The sequence below is a fragment of the Azospira sp. I09 genome (genome assembly GCF_009177135.1).
Classification (GTDB): domain Bacteria; phylum Pseudomonadota; class Gammaproteobacteria; order Burkholderiales; family Rhodocyclaceae; genus Azospira; species Azospira oryzae.
On record NZ_AP021844.1, the window covers coordinates 2,894,966 to 2,909,759 of the forward strand.

At 68.9% G+C, this 14,794-nt stretch carries 15 protein-coding genes; 11 read left to right on the forward strand and 4 right to left on the reverse strand.

From position 1 onward, the window contains the following. Nucleotides 1-13 precede the first annotated feature (13 nt). From nifW to AZSP09_RS13540, 11 genes are all read left to right on the forward strand, one after another. Nucleotides 14-346, forward strand: a complete 333-nt coding sequence (gene nifW, locus AZSP09_RS13490) for a nitrogenase stabilizing/protective protein NifW (protein ID WP_014235688.1) — start codon at nt 14-16, stop codon at nt 344-346. Continuing rightward, entirely contained in the window at nt 339-1,184 is an 846-nt protein-coding gene (locus AZSP09_RS13495) for an electron transfer flavoprotein subunit beta/FixA family protein (protein WP_130459777.1), read from the forward strand. The genes nifW and AZSP09_RS13495 overlap by 8 nt, the downstream gene beginning before the upstream one ends. 21 nt (nt 1,185-1,205) lie before the next feature. Beyond that, the gene (locus tag AZSP09_RS13500; RefSeq protein ID WP_130459778.1) at nt 1,206-2,288 is read left to right on the forward strand and encodes an electron transfer flavoprotein subunit alpha/FixB family protein; all 1,083 of its coding nucleotides are present in this window, start codon (nt 1,206-1,208) and stop codon (nt 2,286-2,288) included. A 12-nt stretch (nt 2,289-2,300) separates the two neighbouring features. Further along, nucleotides 2,301-3,599 (forward strand): FAD-dependent oxidoreductase, encoded by a 1,299-nt coding sequence (locus tag AZSP09_RS13505; RefSeq protein ID WP_014235685.1) that lies wholly within the window; start codon nt 2,301-2,303, stop codon nt 3,597-3,599. A 16-nt stretch (nt 3,600-3,615) separates the two neighbouring features. Further along, complete coding sequence (locus tag AZSP09_RS13510) at nt 3,616-3,903, forward strand: ferredoxin family protein (RefSeq protein WP_152090326.1); 288 nt, start codon at nt 3,616-3,618, stop codon at nt 3,901-3,903. A 241-nt stretch (nt 3,904-4,144) separates the two neighbouring features. Next, on the forward strand, nt 4,145-4,600 hold the full coding sequence (locus tag AZSP09_RS13515) for a ferritin-like domain-containing protein (protein WP_014235683.1): 456 nt from the start codon (nt 4,145-4,147) through the stop codon (nt 4,598-4,600). A 9-nt stretch (nt 4,601-4,609) separates the two neighbouring features. Continuing rightward, the gene (locus AZSP09_RS13520) at nt 4,610-4,933 is read left to right on the forward strand and encodes a (2Fe-2S) ferredoxin domain-containing protein (RefSeq protein ID WP_014235682.1); all 324 of its coding nucleotides are present in this window, start codon (nt 4,610-4,612) and stop codon (nt 4,931-4,933) included. After that, nucleotides 4,924-5,418, forward strand: coding sequence for a hypothetical protein (locus AZSP09_RS13525; RefSeq protein ID WP_152090327.1), 495 nt, complete (start codon nt 4,924-4,926; stop codon nt 5,416-5,418). Before AZSP09_RS13520 ends, AZSP09_RS13525 begins: the two co-directional genes overlap by 10 nt. A 19-nt stretch (nt 5,419-5,437) precedes the next feature. Continuing rightward, nucleotides 5,438-5,917, forward strand: a complete 480-nt coding sequence (locus AZSP09_RS13530) for a hypothetical protein (protein ID WP_152090328.1) — start codon at nt 5,438-5,440, stop codon at nt 5,915-5,917. Between the two features lie 81 nt (nt 5,918-5,998). After that, nucleotides 5,999-7,915: a sensor domain-containing diguanylate cyclase gene (locus AZSP09_RS13535; RefSeq protein WP_152090329.1), complete on the forward strand. Its 1,917-nt coding sequence runs from the start codon at nt 5,999-6,001 to the stop codon at nt 7,913-7,915. 168 nt (nt 7,916-8,083) lie between these two features. Continuing rightward, nucleotides 8,084-8,917 (forward strand): TOBE domain-containing protein, encoded by an 834-nt coding sequence (locus tag AZSP09_RS13540; protein ID WP_152090330.1) that lies wholly within the window; start codon nt 8,084-8,086, stop codon nt 8,915-8,917. An 87-nt stretch (nt 8,918-9,004) separates the two neighbouring features. Here the strand turns inward: AZSP09_RS13540 and AZSP09_RS13545 are convergent, their stop codons facing one another. The 4 genes from AZSP09_RS13545 to modD form a co-directional block, all read right to left on the reverse strand. Then, nucleotides 9,005-10,330, reverse strand: a complete 1,326-nt coding sequence (locus tag AZSP09_RS13545) for a di-heme oxidoreductase family protein (protein ID WP_152090331.1) — start codon at nt 10,328-10,330, stop codon at nt 9,005-9,007. Next, nucleotides 10,327-11,628 (reverse strand): ABC transporter substrate-binding protein, encoded by a 1,302-nt coding sequence (locus tag AZSP09_RS13550; RefSeq protein WP_152090332.1) that lies wholly within the window; start codon nt 11,626-11,628, stop codon nt 10,327-10,329. The genes AZSP09_RS13545 and AZSP09_RS13550 overlap by 4 nt, the downstream gene beginning before the upstream one ends. Before the next feature lie 13 nt (nt 11,629-11,641). After that, nucleotides 11,642-13,633 carry a TonB-dependent receptor plug domain-containing protein gene (locus AZSP09_RS13555; protein ID WP_152090333.1) on the reverse strand — a complete coding sequence of 664 codons (1,992 nt, stop codon included), beginning with the start codon at nt 13,631-13,633 and terminating at the stop codon, nt 11,642-11,644. A 170-nt stretch (nt 13,634-13,803) separates the two neighbouring features. Beyond that, nucleotides 13,804-14,769, reverse strand: coding sequence for a ModD protein (gene modD / locus AZSP09_RS13560; RefSeq protein WP_232058796.1), 966 nt, complete (start codon nt 14,767-14,769; stop codon nt 13,804-13,806). Between the last annotated feature and the right edge of the window lie 25 nt (nt 14,770-14,794).

Sequence of the window (14,794 nt, forward strand, 5' to 3'; positions counted from 1 at the left end):
CAAGGAGAAGCCTATGGAAACCCTGATGGACGAACTGCAGCAGCTCTCCACCGCCGAGGAATTCCTCGACTACTTCGGCCTGGAATACGACCCGGCCGTGGTCAGCGTCTCGCGCCTGCACATCCTCAAGCGCTTCAACCAGTACCTGGCCCGGGAAGGCGGACTGGCGGGCCTCAACGAGGGCCTGAGCCGCATCAAGTGCCGGGAGCTGCTGGCCCGGGCCTATACCGATTTCGTTCATTCCTCCGGGATCGAGCAGAAGGTTTTCAAAGTGTTTCAACAGGGCGTGCAGCGGGTATCCGTGGATAGCCTGCGCCGCTCCCTAGGAGAGGCAAGCCATGCATAGCGTCGTCTGTATCAAGCAGGTGCCGGACTCGGCCCAGATCCGGGTGCATCCGGTGACCAACACCATCATGCGCCAGGGGGTGCCGGCCATCATCAACCCCTACGACCTGTTCGCCCTGGAAGAGGCCCTGCGCCTCAAGGACAGGTTCGGCGGCACCGTCACCGTGGTCACCATGGGCCCGCCCATGGCCGAGGCGGCCCTGCGCAAGTGCCTTTCCTACGGCGCCGACGACGCCATCCTGGTGTCCGACCGGGCCTTCGCCGGTTCCGACACCCTGGCCACCTCCTACGCCCTGGCCACGACCATCAAGAAGATCATGGGCAACATGCCGGTGGATCTGATCTTCACCGGCAAGCAGACCATCGACGGCGATACCGCCCAGGTGGGCCCCGGCATAGCCAAGCGTCTCGACTATCAGCTCCTCACCTACGTCTCCAAGATCGTGGACCTGGATCTGGAGAAGAAGGAAATCACCGTGGAGCGCCGGGCCGAGGGCGGCGTGCAGCTCCTGAAGACCGCCACTCCCTGCCTCATCACCATGCTTGAAGGCACCAACGAGATGCGCTTCGGCGACCTGGACGACCTGTTCCGCGCCGCCCGCTACGACCTCAAGGTGTGGAACCGGGAAGCCGCCGGTATCGACGATGCCGAGATGATCGGTCTCAAGGGCAGCCCCACCGTGGTGAGCAAGGTCTTCGCCCCCCGCCCCCGCAGCCAGCGGGCCGAGATGGTGGAGACGGTGGACAACGATCCGAAGAACCTGGCCGTGACCCTCCTGGCCAAGGTGTTCACCCAGCATCCCAAGCTGGAAAAGGAAATCGCCAAGCGGGCGGGTTAACCAGGGAAGAGGACAACAGCCATGAGCGAACAACCGAAAAAGCCGGCGAAGAAAAAGGTCGAACTGGACCCCCGCTTCGTCAATTACAAGCACGTCTGGGTGGTCGTCGAGAGCGAGCGCGGCGAAGTGCATCCGGTCTCCTGGGAACTGCTGGGTGAGGGCCGCAAGCTGGCCGACGCCCTCGGCGTGCAGCTGTGCGGCGTGGTCATGTGCGGCCCCGGCGAACGCGGTGCCGGCATCTGCGGCGAGGCCTTCACCTACGGCGCCGACAAGTGCTACCTGATGCAGGACGAGGTGCTGAAGGACTACCGCAACGAGCCCTACACCAAGGCCCTCACCGACCTGGTGAACACCTACCAGCCGGAAATCCTCATGCTCGGCGCCTCCACCCTGGGCCGGGACCTGGCCGGCTCGGTGGCCACCACCCTGGGCACCGGCCTGGTGGCCGACTGTACCGAACTGGTGATCGAGACCGAGACCCGCAACCTGGCTTCCACCCGACCCACCTTCGGCGGCTCCCTGCTGTGCACCATCATGACCCAGCGCCACCGGCCCCAGATGGCCACCGTGCGCCCGCGGGTGATGGCCATGCCGGAAGCCGACGGCAGCCGCAGCGGCGAGATCGTCACCGTGCCCTTCTCCATGATCGAGACCTCCATCGTCACCAAGGTGCTGGAGTTCATCGCCGACGACACCCGGGACAAGCCCAACCTGCCCTTCGCCGACATCATCGTCTCCGGCGGCCGGGGCCTGAAGAAGCCGGAGAACTTCCAGCTGGTGTGGGACCTGGCCAAGGTCCTGGGGGCCGAGGTGGGCGCCTCCCGTCCGGTGGTGCAGGCCGGCTGGGCCGAGCTGGACCGCCAGGTGGGCCAGTCCGGCAAGACGGTGCGGCCCAAGCTGTACATCGCCGCCGGCATCTCCGGCGCCATCCAGCACCGGGTGGGCATGGACGGGGCCGACGTCATCATCGCCATCAACACCGATGCCAACGCCCCCATTTTCGACTTCGCCCACTACGGCATCGTCGGCAACGCCATGACCATCCTTCCGGCGCTGACCGAAGCCTTCAAGGCCCACCTGGCGCAAGCCAAAAAAGCCGGCTAACAGGAGAACACCATGGCTGAAAAATTTGACGTGATCGTGGTCGGCGCCGGCATGGCCGGCAACGCCGCCGCCTACACCCTGGCCAAGGGCGGCCTCAAGGTGCTGCAGATCGAGCGGGGCGAAACCCCGGGCTCGAAGAACGTGCAGGGCGCCATCCTCTACTCGGACGCCATCGAGAAAATCATTCCCGACTTCCGCGACGACGCCCCCCTGGAGCGCCACCTCATCGAGCAGCGGGTGTGGATCCTGGACGACAATTCCTATGTCGGCACCAACTACCGCTCCGAGGATTTCAACAAGCCGCCCTACAACCGCTACACCATCATCCGCGCCCACTTCGACCAGTGGTTCAGCAAGAAGGCGCGGGAGGTCGGTGCCCTCACCATCTGCGAGACCACCGTCACCGAACTGCTGCTGGACGGCAAGAAGGTGGTGGGGGTGATGACCGACCGCAAGGGCGGCGAAATCTACGCCGACGCGGTGATCCTGGCCGACGGGGTGAACTCCCGCCTGGCCACCAAGGCCGGCTTCCATCCCGAGATCAAGCCCAAGGACGTGGCCCTGGCGGTGAAGGAAATCCACTTCCTGCCCCAGGAGACCATCGAGGCCCGCTTCAATATCGGCGAGGAAGAGGGCGTGGTCATCGAAATGGCCGGCACCATCTCCGAAGGCATGATGGGCACCGCCTTCCTCTACACCAACAAGGAATCCATCACCCTCGGCATCGGCTGCATGCTGTCAGACTTCAAGAAGCAGAAGACCACGCCCTACGAGCTGCTGGACAAGATGAAGAAGCATCCTTCCATCGCCCCCCTGATCGAGGGCGGCGAGATGAAGGAATACGCCGCCCACCTGATCCCCGAAGGCGGCTACAACGCCGTGCCCCAGGTCTATGGCGACGGCTGGCTGATCGCCGGCGATGCCGGCATGTTCGTCAACGGCATCCACCGCGAAGGCTCCAACCTGGCCATGACCACCGGCATGCTGGCGGCCCAGACCCTGGTGGAACTGAAGCAGGCGGGCAAGGCCTTCACCGCCCCCAACCTCTCCAAGTACAAGGCCAAGCTGGACGACAGCTTCGTCATGAAGGACCTGAAAAAGTACCGCCGCATGCCGGACATCTTCCACAAGAACAACCAGTTCTTCACCACCTACCCGACCCTGCTGTCGAAGGCGGCCCAGACCATCATCCGGGTGGACGGGGTGGACAAGAAGACCAAGGAAAAGGAGATCAAGAAGAGCTTCATCGCCTCCCGCTCCGTCTTTGGCCTGATCGGCGACGCCTTCAAGTTCTGGCGCGCCATGGAATAACCCGGAGGACATGACCATGTTGAAAGTCGAAGAGAAACTGTTCCAGGACCGCTACCGGGTCGATTCGGGCCGTCCCCACATCCAGATCAAGAACGCGGAAATCTGCACCCACAAGTGCCAGGAGCAGCAATGCACGGTGTGCTGTCCCGCCGGCTGCTACACCCAGGAGGGCAACGGCAAGGTGGTGCTGATCTCCGACGGTTGTCTGGAGTGCGGCACCTGCCGCATCATCTGCGACGAACACCGCAACCTGGAATGGGAATGGCCCCGGGGCGGTTTCGGCATCCTCTTCAAGTTTGGTTGAGGGTTGGGAAAACCTTTGCCACAGAGGGCACACCCCCAAGGGGGTAAAGAGAACACAGAGTTTCCTGCGGATTTTTACCCAGGTTTGGATTGAAATGAGCCATGCCGTAGGACCCAGGAGGGGCGGTCGTTGCAGCCGTTCGGTGTCGGAGAATGGCGTCCTTATTGGTCCGCGCGGCAGCCGGTTTTGACTTTACTCTGTGATCTCTGTGCCCTCTGTGGCTAAAAAAGAAAGCGCAAAAATGGAAGACATTCATCTGTTCCTCGCCCACGCCATCACCCTGGAGCGGGATTCCGCCCGGCGCTACGAGGAGCTGGCCGAAGGCATGAAAACCCTGGGCGATCCGGAAGTGGCCGCCTTCTTCGAGCAGATGGCCCACTACTCCCGCCTGCATCTGGCCGAGGCCACGGAGCGGGGCGGCTTCCGCCATCCGCCCAAGCTGGAGGCCCACGAGTACCAGTGGCCCGACGGCACCAGCCCGGAGACCGCCGCCTGGGCCGGGGTGGATGCCTTCATGGACGTGCCCTCCGCCCTGGCCCTGGCCCTGGACGGGGAGCAGCGCAGCTACGCCTTCTACGCCGGCATCGCCGCCACCACCCGCAATCCCCGGGTCAAGCTGATGGCCGAGGAATTCGCCGCCGAAGAAGGCGAGCACGTGGCCGAGCTGGAAAAACGCATCGCCAAACTTCCCGCCTGAGGAGGCGCCATGAAACCCAAGAAGCACGTTTTCGTCTGTACCCAGGGCCGGCCCCCCGGCCATCCCCGGGGCAGCTGCATGCAGAGCGGCGGCCAGGCGGTGATGCAGGCCTTCCTCAACGAGCTGGGCGGCCGCAACGCCTTCGACCGCTTTGCCGTCACCGCCTGCGGCTGTCTCGGCCCCTGCGACGGCGGCCCCCACGTCCTGGTCTACCCGGATGGGGTGTTGTACCAGCACGTGCAGCCCGGCGACGCCGGGGAAATCTTCGACCAGCATCTGGAATTCGACGAGCCCCTGGAACGGCTGCGGGCTCCCGCCGGAGTATGGGACTAGATCTGGAAGACGGCGACCCGGCCGGCGGCGAAAGCATCCCCGGCTACTGCGGCGACCTCCCCGCTGCCACCGCGGCCCTGCTGCAGGAAGCCGCCGCCTGCGACGACGAACGGCGGGCCGAGTTCCTCATCCTCCGGGCCCATCACCAGTCCCCCTTCCACTTCGCCGTGTACCTGGCCCTGTACAAGTTCCACTTCTACCGCCAGCACTTCGAGGCGGCGGAACAGTGGATGCGGGCCGGCCTGGCGGCCAGCGCCCAGGCCGCCGGCTTTCCCCTGGATGCGCCGCCCCCGGCCCGCTTCGCCGAGCCCCTGGCGGCGGCGCCCCGCTTCTATCTTTTCTCCCTCAAGGCCCTGGCCTTCACCCTGCTGCGCCAGCAGCGCCCGGAGGAAGCCCGGGCCTACCTGGACCAGCTGCAGCGCCTGGACCCGGAGGATCGCATCGGCGCCGGCCCGGTCCGGGCGGTGGCCGCGGCGACGGCTTAAAGGGCGGCCCGGCGCGTCCATGGTTCCTGCTCCGGCCAGCCAGGCGCCGCCCCGGGCGGCCTGCCCCGAACTGCACCTGCCGCCGCCCCTGCCCGGCATCGTCGCCGCCGTCGGCGAGGATGAGCTGCGCTGGCTTTGCCTGCGCCTGGCGGAAGCCCTCCAGGCCGGGCCCCTGGCGGCGGTATGGCAGCTGGAGGTGGATGAATTCTCCGACCTCGCCGGCGAACTGGCCGAGCTGGTGGTGCACGGCCTGGCCGGCCGCCAGCGGCAGCGGGCGGTGATTGCCTGGGTCCGCCTGTGGGGCCGCCACGGCCCCCTGGAGCTGGACGAAGGGCAGCGCCAGTCCTGGCTGGGGCTGTGGTCCGGGCAGTTGCAGCGGGTGCCCCTGCCGGCCTACCTGGCTCGTCCCCTGGTGCGCTGGATGGAGGCCCTGACGGCCCAGTGGGTGCAGCCCGGTGCCGCCACGGTGCTGGCCTTTCCCCGGGCGTCCCCCGGGTAGCGCCCGTGGTTTTCCCCGGGCTGTAATTTGCCCCCGTTTCCCCTAGACTGGCCTCGAAAACCACTCCCGGGAAGACGTCGTATGGCCATCAAGGAAAGCTGGCGCTGGATCGCCCTGGTGCTGCTGCTGGTATGCGGCATCGACCTGCGCCTGTACTTCCTGGCCCAGGACGAGCGGCAGGCAACCCTGGCCTGGGCCCACGCCACCCTGCACACCAGCGCCAAGGTGCTGCTGGGCCGCATGGACCAGTTGCTCGATACCTACGACCGCACCCTGTCCGGCATCGGCGAGGCCATCGGCGCCCACGGCGGCCTCTCCCGCCGGCCCGATCTCTACCTGCACCGTCTGCTGCTGCGCCGCCATGCCATCACCCCGGGCCTCAACTGGCTGATGCTGGCCGGGACCGATGGCCGCATCGCCGAACTGTCGGACCGCTTCCCCGCCAGCGACGTGGACGACGTCTCCCAATGGCCGTTCTACCAGCTTCCCCTGCGTCATTGGGAGATGGGCCTCTATATCGGCCCGGCCCAGCGCTCGCCCCATTCCGACGAACCCTTCGTCCCGGTCAGCCGCCGCGTCGAGAACGACGGCGAACGCCTCCTCGGCGTGGTGGCCGGCGGCATCAACCCGGAGCAGCTGCGCCGCCTGCTGGAAGACGAGGACCTGCCCCCCGGCTTCGCCCTGCACCTGCTGCTGGAGGACGGCCGGGCCCTGGCCTGCCTGCCCCTGGGGCCCGACTGCCTGGAACGCAACTGGCTGGCCGACCCGGGGCTGGCCCGCGCCATTCTGGCGGCACCCCACGGCCCCTTCGACAACGGCCGGGTCATCGGCGACGTGGTGGGGCCAGGCGCCTTTGCCCGCTCCGAGCGCTACCCGGTGCTGGTGGTGGCCACCGCCGACGAGGCCCGGGTGCTGGCGCCGTGGCGGGACAGCCTGCCCAGCTACTGGGTCATCGCCCTGGGCAGCAACATCGGCCTGGCGGCCCTGGCCTACTTTGCCTACCACCAGCTGCTGCGCCGCCGCCGCGCCCTGGAGGCACTGCGGGAAGCCAACCAGGGCCTGGAGGCCCGGGTGGCCCAGCGCACCGCCGAACTGCGCCAGCGCGAGGCCCAGGCCCGCACCTTCATGGACACCGCCATGGACGCGGTGGTCGTCCTCGACCAGGAACGCCGGGTGCTGGAATTCAACCGGGCGGCGGAGCGGCTCTTCGGTTTCCGCGCCGAGGAACTGCTGGGCCGCAGCGTGGAGGAGTTCATGCCGGAGCAGACGGTGCCGATCCACCGCGCCCTGCTGGCGGAAGCGGCCGCCGGCCATGCCGTCGATGGGGCCGGCCACGGCCGCGAGATGCTGGCCCGCGCCGCCAATGGCCGCGAATTCCCGGTGGAAGTGAGCATCGGCAGCACGGAACTGGCGGGGGGCCGGGTCTTCGTCGGCATCCTGCGCGACATCAGCGAACGCAAGGCGGTGGAAGAGGAGCTGCAGCGCCTGGCCACCACCGACGGCCTCACCGGTATTCTCAACCGCCGCGCCTTCACCGCCGAGGCCGAGCGCCTGGTGGCCCTGGCCCGGCGCCACGATCACCCCCTGGTCCTGTTCATCCTCGATGCGGACAAGTTCAAGAACATCAACGACAGCCACGGCCACCCGGTGGGCGACCAGGTGCTCCAGGCCCTGGTCCGCGCCATCGGCGGCGGCCTGCGCCAGAGCGACGTCTTCGGCCGCCTGGGCGGCGAGGAATTCGGCCTGCTGCTGCCGCAGACGCCGCCGGCCGGGGCCCACCAGCTGGGCCAGCGCCTGTTGCAGGCGGTGCGCCAGGTGCGGCTGCCCCTGGCCCAGGGCGAACTGTCCTTCAGCGTCAGCATCGGAGCCTCCCTCCTGGCCGGTCCCGGGGACGACCTGGAGGCCATGATGCACCGGGCCGACGCCGCCCTCTATGCCGCCAAGGCCGGCGGCCGGGACCGGCTGGCCTGGGAAGGCTGGCAGCCCCCCGCCGCCTGAGCGCACTGGCCTGGGGCGCCGGGTCCTCCGGGCGACCCAAGGCGGGGCCCGGCCCCCGGCCTCGGGGCACCCCCATTCCCGCCATTGCCGGGGAATTCCCCTAAGTCCTTGTCCGGCATGGGCTTTGCTAACCGTTATATATTCGAAAAATAACGAAGGAAAGCCGCCATGAACGACCAGCCCGTTAGCGAAATTGCCGATCAACTGAGCCCCGACCGGGTCACACCCCTGCGCCTGTACCCGGTGGCGGGCATTCCCGGCCCCTTTGCCGTGGCCGCCGGCCACGACCGTCTGGCCTGGCTGGAGCGGGCCGCCGTGGCCGATGCCCTGGCGGTGGGTGCCGAGGCCGCCGGAGAGGCCCGCCGTGCCGCCGAGGAACTGAACAACCTGGCCGGGGAGCGCCTGGCCGAATGGGAGGCAGAGGATGGTGGCGAAGGCAGTGGCGGCCGCCTGCGCCTGACGCCCCGGGGCCGGCGCCTGGCCATGGTGCTGGTGGCCCTGGCGGAGGAACGGCAACTGCTGCGCCAGCGCTGCGGCGGCCATTTCGATGGGGACCTGCAACTGCTGGAACGGGTGGCGGTACGCACCAGCGCCCGCAACCAGTTCTGCGGCCGGGTGCAGGCGGTGGAGCAGGGCCCCCTGCTCGACCAGGTGCTGCTGGCCTTGCCCGGCGGGCGCCTGCTGCGGGCCAGCGTCACCCCGGAAAGCACCCGCTGCCTGGGCCTGGCCCCGGGCCTGGAGCTGGTGGCCCTGGTCAAGGCCTCGGCCACCCTGGTGCTGGGCAGCGGCGGAGGCAGCGATTACGCCGACTACAACCGCCTCGGCGGCATCGTCCAGCGCATCCAGGAAAGCGGCGAACGGCGGGAGATCGTGGTGGACCTGGGCCACGGCCTCACCGGCGTCGCCAACGCCGGCGCCGATCTGGCCGAACCCTTCGCCCCGGGCCAGCCGGCCTGGATCGCCTTCCGTCCCTCGGCCGTGCTGCTGGGTCTCGTCAGCTGAAAAAAAGCGGGGAAGGGGCCGGGTGTCGCAACCCGGTCCCGTTCCCCGCCAACACTCCGCTGGAGTGGGCTCAACGCAATCTTTCGGCTACAGGGAGCGCAGGAAGGCGAACAGTTCCTCCCGAGCTTCCCGGGGCAGGCGGCGGAAGCGCTCCCGGGCGTTGCGGGCCTCGCCGCCGTGCCACAGGATGGCCTCGTTCAGGTTCCGGGCCCGGCCGTCGTGCAACAACTGCTCGTGTTCATTGATCTCGGCGTAGCGCCCCAGGCCCCACAGGGGCGCGGTGCGCCACTGGCGGCCGCTGGCCCGGTAGTCGGGGCGGCCGTCGGCCAGGCCCTCGCCCATGTCGTGCAGCAGCAGGTCGGTGTAGGGGTGGAAGGTCTGCCGCGCCAGGGCCGGCCAGGGAGCATCCCCCGTCTCCAGGGTGGGGCGGTGGCAGACGGTGCAGCCGGCAGCGGCGAAGCGGGCCTGACCCCGTTGCACCGTCTGCCGCTGCCCTTCCGTTTCCCCTTCGCGCCGGGGCGGCGGCGCCAGCAGGCTGAGGTAGGTGAGCAGATCCTGCAGCTGGGCGGCGGAGAGTTCCGGGCTGCCGCCGGAGACGGCGATGCGGCAGGCCTCCTGGCGGCGGGTGCAGTTTTCCGCGGGGAACAGGGGCGAGGTGATGCCCAGGTCTCCCACCATGGCGCCGGCGATCTGCTGGGCCAGGTCCGGCATGTTGGCCTTGAGGCCGAAGCGGCCCGCCGCCGCCTTGCCGGCCGTCACCTGCCAGACCTGGTTTACCGCCCCCTTCACTCCGTCCGGCTTGGCCTCCCGGGCCATCTGCCGGAGAGTGGCGGCGGGCACCGCCTGCAGCAGGCCCAGGCCGAACACCGGCGGGCCGACCCGGGGCGAGGTGAGGGCGTCGTCCAGGGTGCCGTAGGCTGTTTCGCTGAAAACGATCCGGGGCCGGCGCAGGCGCACCGGGGTGCCGTCCGCCAGCTTCTCTTCCCGTTCGATCCAGCGGATGGCGGCCCGGCCTTCGCCGCGCACGCCGGCAATGCCTTCCTCGTTGAGCTGGTCGCCGTAGGCCGGGTGGGGCAGGGGGCCGCCGTGGGGGCTGCGGCCCGGCACGGAAAGGCGCACCAGCATGGACTGCATCTTCTCCCCCTCCCGTTCCGGCGCCTTGCCGCGGCCGTTCTTGGGGTGGCAGGAAATGCAGGCCAGCCGGTTGTAGAGAGGTCCCAGGCCGTCCACCTCGCTGTCCTTCGCCGGGGCCACCACCCAGTTCTGGGCGAACAGGCTGCGGCCCCGCAGGAAGGATTGGCTGGTGGCTTCGTCCAGCCCGGGCAGGGCCTGGGTGAAGGCTTCCCGGCCCGGGTCGGCGGCCAGGGCCGGGCTTGCCAGGGCGGCGCTAAGGAGCAGGGCGGCGGGCTTCATACACCGGCCTCCTGCAGCTCGGCGGCCAAGGCGCGGCGGACCTGAGCCGCCTGTTCCCGCCAGGTCTGCACCTGGGGCAGGGACTGGAAGTCGTCCCCCTCCACCCGGTCCTTGAACAGGGCGCGCAGCTCGCCCCGGTCCGCTTCGGCTTCGTTGCAGGGCACGGCGCCCAGACGCCGGCGCAGGTCGTCGCGGCGGCCGCTGCGGGCTTCCAGTTTGTGCAGGCGCGCCCACAGCTCCGTCACCTCGGCGTGGGGCTGGATCAGGCAGGCTTCGAAGAGGTGGGCGACGAGGGCCAGGCGGCCCCGACCCCGCTCGCCGTCGTAGTCATAGGCGCCCCCGGCCGCGGCGGCGAAGGGGTCGTGGTAGCCCGCCGGCGCCAGGGCGTAGGCCTCGGGCCGGGCCGGCAGCTTGCGGATGTCCGGGTGGCAGAGCAGGGCCTGGGCCGGACGGGAGAGGATGAAGCGGGCGAAGGCCCGGGCCCCTTCCGGGTTGGGAGCGCTGCGGGTGATGGCGATCTGCCCCGGGTTGATGCCGCCGTGGCCCGGGTAGCGGAAGTCGATGGGGGCGCCGTTGGCGATGGCCGAGGCGACGAAGAAGTCGATGGAGAGGCCCACGGCGCAGCGGCCCTGGGCCACCTCGTCGCCGACGAAGGTGGCGCCCCGGTCCACCAAGCGGGAGAGGCCGGCGATTTCGCTCCACAGGGCCCAGCCCCGCTCCCAGCCGTAGGCCTGGAGGACGATGTCCACCATTACCGGGGCGAAGCCGACCCGGGCCGGGATGGGCAGGGCGATGGCCCCCGCCAGGCGCGGGTCCGCCAGGGCCTGCCAGTCCGCCGGCGGTGCCACCTGCAGCGCCCCCAGCCGGGCCGGATTGACGGCGAAACCGTAGCCAGCCAGTTCGGTGGCGGTGAAGTAGCCCTCCGGGTCGCCGATGGGGGTCTTGCCCAGCACCGTCGGCAGGCCGTCCAGGGGGATGCCGAGGGGCTGCCAGGCGCCTTCGGCCTTGAGACTGTTGAAGTTGCGCGGCGAGGCGGACCAGTAGACGTCCACATTGTTCTGCCCCGGCTGGCGCAGGTAGGGCAGGGCATCGTGGGGCATGCGCCAGATGACGTTGAGCCGGTATTCCGGATAGGCCGCCTCGAAGGCGGCCTCGAAGCGGGCGATGACCGCATCCGGGTAGCTGGTGACCACGGTCACCGGCCGCGGGGCGGCCCAGGCGGGTCCCATGGCCAGGGCCAGGGGGCTGGCGGCCAGGGCCTGGAGGAACAGGCGGCGGTTGCTGGGAAGGGTGTCCATGGCGGCTCCTGGCTCAGAGGGGGGCGTTGGCTTGCAGGAAGTAGGTGCGGCCGGCTTCGGGGAAGCCTTCGCTGTACTCGTAGAGGCGGTCGAACAGGTTGCGCACCCCCGCTTCGAGGAGGACGCCGTTGCCCAGGCGGTAGCCGCCCTTCAGGTTGGCGATGCCGAAGCCATGGGCCACCTGCTTGCCGTCGCTGCTGCTGTAGCGGCTGGAGGCCAGTTCGGCGCTGGCCACGGCGCTCCACGGGCCGGCATTCCAGGCGGCGCTGGAGAACACCTTGTGATGCGGCGTGTCGGTGAGGAAGACGCTGGAGCTGGTGCGGTTGTCCCGATCCAGATAGGTGTAGGCCGCGCTCAGGTCCCAGTTGCCGACCTGGCCGCGAAGGGTGGCTTCCAGGCCTTCGGCCCGCACCTTGCCGACGTTCTGCATCTGGGAGCAGGGCGGGCTGGCGCAGACGCCGGGGGCCAGGGTGACGGACTGGATCAGGTCGCTGATGTCGCTGTGGAAGAGGGCCAGGTCGTACTGCCAGTTCTGCCCCAGGCGGTCGGCGTAGCCCACCTCGGCGTGGTCGGCCTGCTCGGTCTTCAGGGCCTCGTTGGGGATGGCCGTGCCCATGCGGTAGGAGTAGCGGTCCTTGAGGGTGGGGAAGCGGCTCTTGCGGGCCAGGGTCAGGCGCAGCCTGCCAGTGTCGCCAACGCCGTAGAAGAGGCCGATCTGGCCGTTGGTGACGTGGTTGTCCCGGCGCTTGAAGTCGGACACCGTCTTGGTGGCGCTGTTGTAATCCTGGGCCTCCAGGCTCTCGCGCCGGTCGAAGGAAATGCCGGCCACCAGGGACAGGCGGCTGGTGAGGGCATGGCTGTCCTCGAAGGCCAGGGACTGGGTGCGATCCTTGAAGTGGCGCTGGGGCTCGCCCTCGTTGTTCTCCCGGTGCACGTCCTGCTTGAAGTGGTAGGCCACCTTGAGGCTGTTGGCGGGCGTCAGGAGGAAGTTGCCCTCGGCCGAGAAGCCGTTGGTGTAGTCGTCGTAGCGGCTGCGGAAGGAGGAGCCCTTCACCTGCTTGGTATAGGTGGCGTCGTCGTAGGCGAAGAGGGAGTTGCGGTAGCTGTCGTGGTACAGGCGCAGCTTCAGGGTGTGGTCGCCGATGCGGGTGCTGGAGAGGGCGTAGATGCTGTCCTTGTCCCAGTAGGGCCAGCGCCAGTAACGGGGCGTCACCCCGGCCACGTTGCCGGCGTAGGGCGGCGTGCCCTTGACTCCGTGCTGGGAGACCAGGCCGATGGCGTATTCGTCGCTGGCATTGGGCGTCAGGCCGAGCTTGAGGCTCAGCTTGCTGTCCTTGCGGTAGCTGTTGTTGCGGTCGCCGCCGTCCTCGCCCCGGGATTTGCCGTAGTCGCCGGAGAGGGGGAAGTAGTCCTCGTTGAGCTGGGAGTAGCCGCCCTGGACGTACCAGTTGCCCTGGTTGCTGCCCAGGTTGGCGTAGCTGCGGTAGCCGTAGTTGTCGCCGCCGTCGCTGAAGCTGACGCCGGCCCCCACCTCCCCTTCGAAGGCCTTACTGGGACGGCGGCTGACCAGGTTGATGGCGCCACCCAGGGTGTTGGCGCCGTAGGTGAGGGAGGAAAAGCCCTTGGCCACCTCGATGCGGGAGAGGTCGAAGGTGGTGAAGCGGCCCAGGTCCACGTAGCCGTCATAGGGCACGTAGACCGGGATGCCGTCCATGAACACCGGCACCTGGCGCAGGTCGAAGCCGCGCACGTAGACCATTTCCTCGTTGCGGGCGCCGACCTTGTTGAGGGTCACGCCAGCGGCCATGTTGAGGGCCGTGCCGACGCTGTCCTTGTCGTGCAGGCGGATGTCCTCCGCTTCCAGGACGCTGCTGCCCGGCGCCGACGGCACCAGGGGCGAGGCGCTGACCTTGATCTCGCCCAGGGAAAAGACCTGTCCCCAGGCATTGCCCGCGACTGCCAGACAGGGCAGCAGCACCAGACCCATCAATTGCTTTTTTTGCATTTTCCGACTCCCTTGCCAGTTCGTTATTTATTTGCGGATATAACGAGGGGCGAAGAAGCCCCTTGGTTTTGGCTTCAGCACAAGCTATGCCAAAAGGCGGATTGTCAGCATTGATAGGGATTAAGGCGCCGCCAGCCGGTTTCTGCCGGGTGGCAAAGGCGACACGTTGTTTAGTTAACTACATATCGATGTTGCCAAGACGACACAGCGCCCAGCGGCGAGGGGCTCAGACTGGAGCCAGGCTCACCGCCACATCCCGGGGCCGGGCGCTGTAGGGCCAGGAGGAGACCAGCAGGCGGGCGCCGCTGGCGGCGTAGGCCGCCGCTGGCGGCGTAGGCCGCCGCGTTGCCGGGGTGGATGCCGCCGGCGGCGGCGAGGATGGGGCGGAGCTCGTGGCTGGCCAGCAGGTCGCGGCAGGCGGTGACGGCGGCGGGGCTGAATTTCTCCAGTTGCAGGATTTCGGCGCCGGCCCGGGCCCAGACCAGGGCCTCTTCGGCGCTATGCACTTCCACTGCCAGCTTGTGTTCCGGCAGGGCGTCATGGAGCCGGGCCACGGTGGCGGCGGGGGGCTCGGCGAGAAAGCGGCGGTGCTCGGCGAAGAGCAGCAGGGACTCGGAAAGGCCCAGGCGGTGCATGACGGCGCCGCCGCAGCGCATCGCCTTCACCGCCAGGGCTTTGCTGCCCGGCGGCGTCTTGCGCGTGCAGGCCACCGGCAGGGGCGCCGCCGCGGCCACCAGTTCGGCGGCGGCGCTGGCCAGGCCGCTGCTCCATTCCAGCAGCACCTGGGCGCTTTTCCAGGCCCGGTGCAGGGCGGCGGCACTGCCCTGGGCTTCCAGGATGGGGGCATCGGCGGCCAGGGCCTCGCCGCTGGCCGCCAGGGGGCGTGCCGCGCAGCCGGCCAGGGTCAGCAGGCGGACCGCCTCCTCGACACCGCACAGGGTCATGGGCTGGCGGGCTCGGCAGGAGAGCCGGCCGGGCTTCTGGCCGATGCCCAGGGCGGCAGTGGTGAGGTCGCCGTGGGGTGCGTCATCGCCCAGCAGCCGGGTCAGGTCGGCATCGCCGAGGACACAGTGGGTGTCGACCGCAGGCGTGGCGGAGGGGGAATGAGGATGGGAAAGAGGAGCGGCGGCAACCATGGCGGGCTTTCGTCGTTGGCCCCGC

Excerpts from the sequence above, each read along its gene's own strand:
- AZSP09_RS13545 (WP_152090331.1), bottom strand. The coding sequence starts at position 10,330 with ATGAAGCCCGCCGCCCTGCTCCTTAGCGCCGCCCTGGCAAGCCCGGCC.
- AZSP09_RS13495 (WP_130459777.1), top strand. The coding sequence starts at position 339 with ATGCATAGCGTCGTCTGTATCAAGCAGGTGCCGGACTCGGCCCAGATC.
- AZSP09_RS13535 (WP_152090329.1), top strand. The coding sequence starts at position 5,999 with ATGGCCATCAAGGAAAGCTGGCGCTGGATCGCCCTGGTGCTGCTGCTG.
- AZSP09_RS13540 (WP_152090330.1), top strand. The coding sequence starts at position 8,084 with ATGAACGACCAGCCCGTTAGCGAAATTGCCGATCAACTGAGCCCCGAC.
- AZSP09_RS13530 (WP_152090328.1), top strand. The coding sequence starts at position 5,438 with ATGGTTCCTGCTCCGGCCAGCCAGGCGCCGCCCCGGGCGGCCTGCCCC.
- AZSP09_RS13555 (WP_152090333.1), bottom strand. The coding sequence starts at position 13,633 with ATGCAAAAAAAGCAATTGATGGGTCTGGTGCTGCTGCCCTGTCTGGCA.
- AZSP09_RS13525 (WP_152090327.1), top strand. The coding sequence starts at position 4,924 with ATGGGACTAGATCTGGAAGACGGCGACCCGGCCGGCGGCGAAAGCATC.
- AZSP09_RS13510 (WP_152090326.1), top strand. The coding sequence starts at position 3,616 with ATGTTGAAAGTCGAAGAGAAACTGTTCCAGGACCGCTACCGGGTCGAT.
- nifW (WP_014235688.1), top strand. The coding sequence starts at position 14 with ATGGAAACCCTGATGGACGAACTGCAGCAGCTCTCCACCGCCGAGGAA.
- modD (WP_232058796.1), bottom strand. The coding sequence starts at position 14,769 with ATGGTTGCCGCCGCTCCTCTTTCCCATCCTCATTCCCCCTCCGCCACG.
- AZSP09_RS13505 (WP_014235685.1), top strand. The coding sequence starts at position 2,301 with ATGGCTGAAAAATTTGACGTGATCGTGGTCGGCGCCGGCATGGCCGGC.
- AZSP09_RS13500 (WP_130459778.1), top strand. The coding sequence starts at position 1,206 with ATGAGCGAACAACCGAAAAAGCCGGCGAAGAAAAAGGTCGAACTGGAC.
- AZSP09_RS13515 (WP_014235683.1), top strand. The coding sequence starts at position 4,145 with ATGGAAGACATTCATCTGTTCCTCGCCCACGCCATCACCCTGGAGCGG.
- AZSP09_RS13520 (WP_014235682.1), top strand. The coding sequence starts at position 4,610 with ATGAAACCCAAGAAGCACGTTTTCGTCTGTACCCAGGGCCGGCCCCCC.
- AZSP09_RS13550 (WP_152090332.1), bottom strand. The coding sequence starts at position 11,628 with ATGGACACCCTTCCCAGCAACCGCCGCCTGTTCCTCCAGGCCCTGGCC.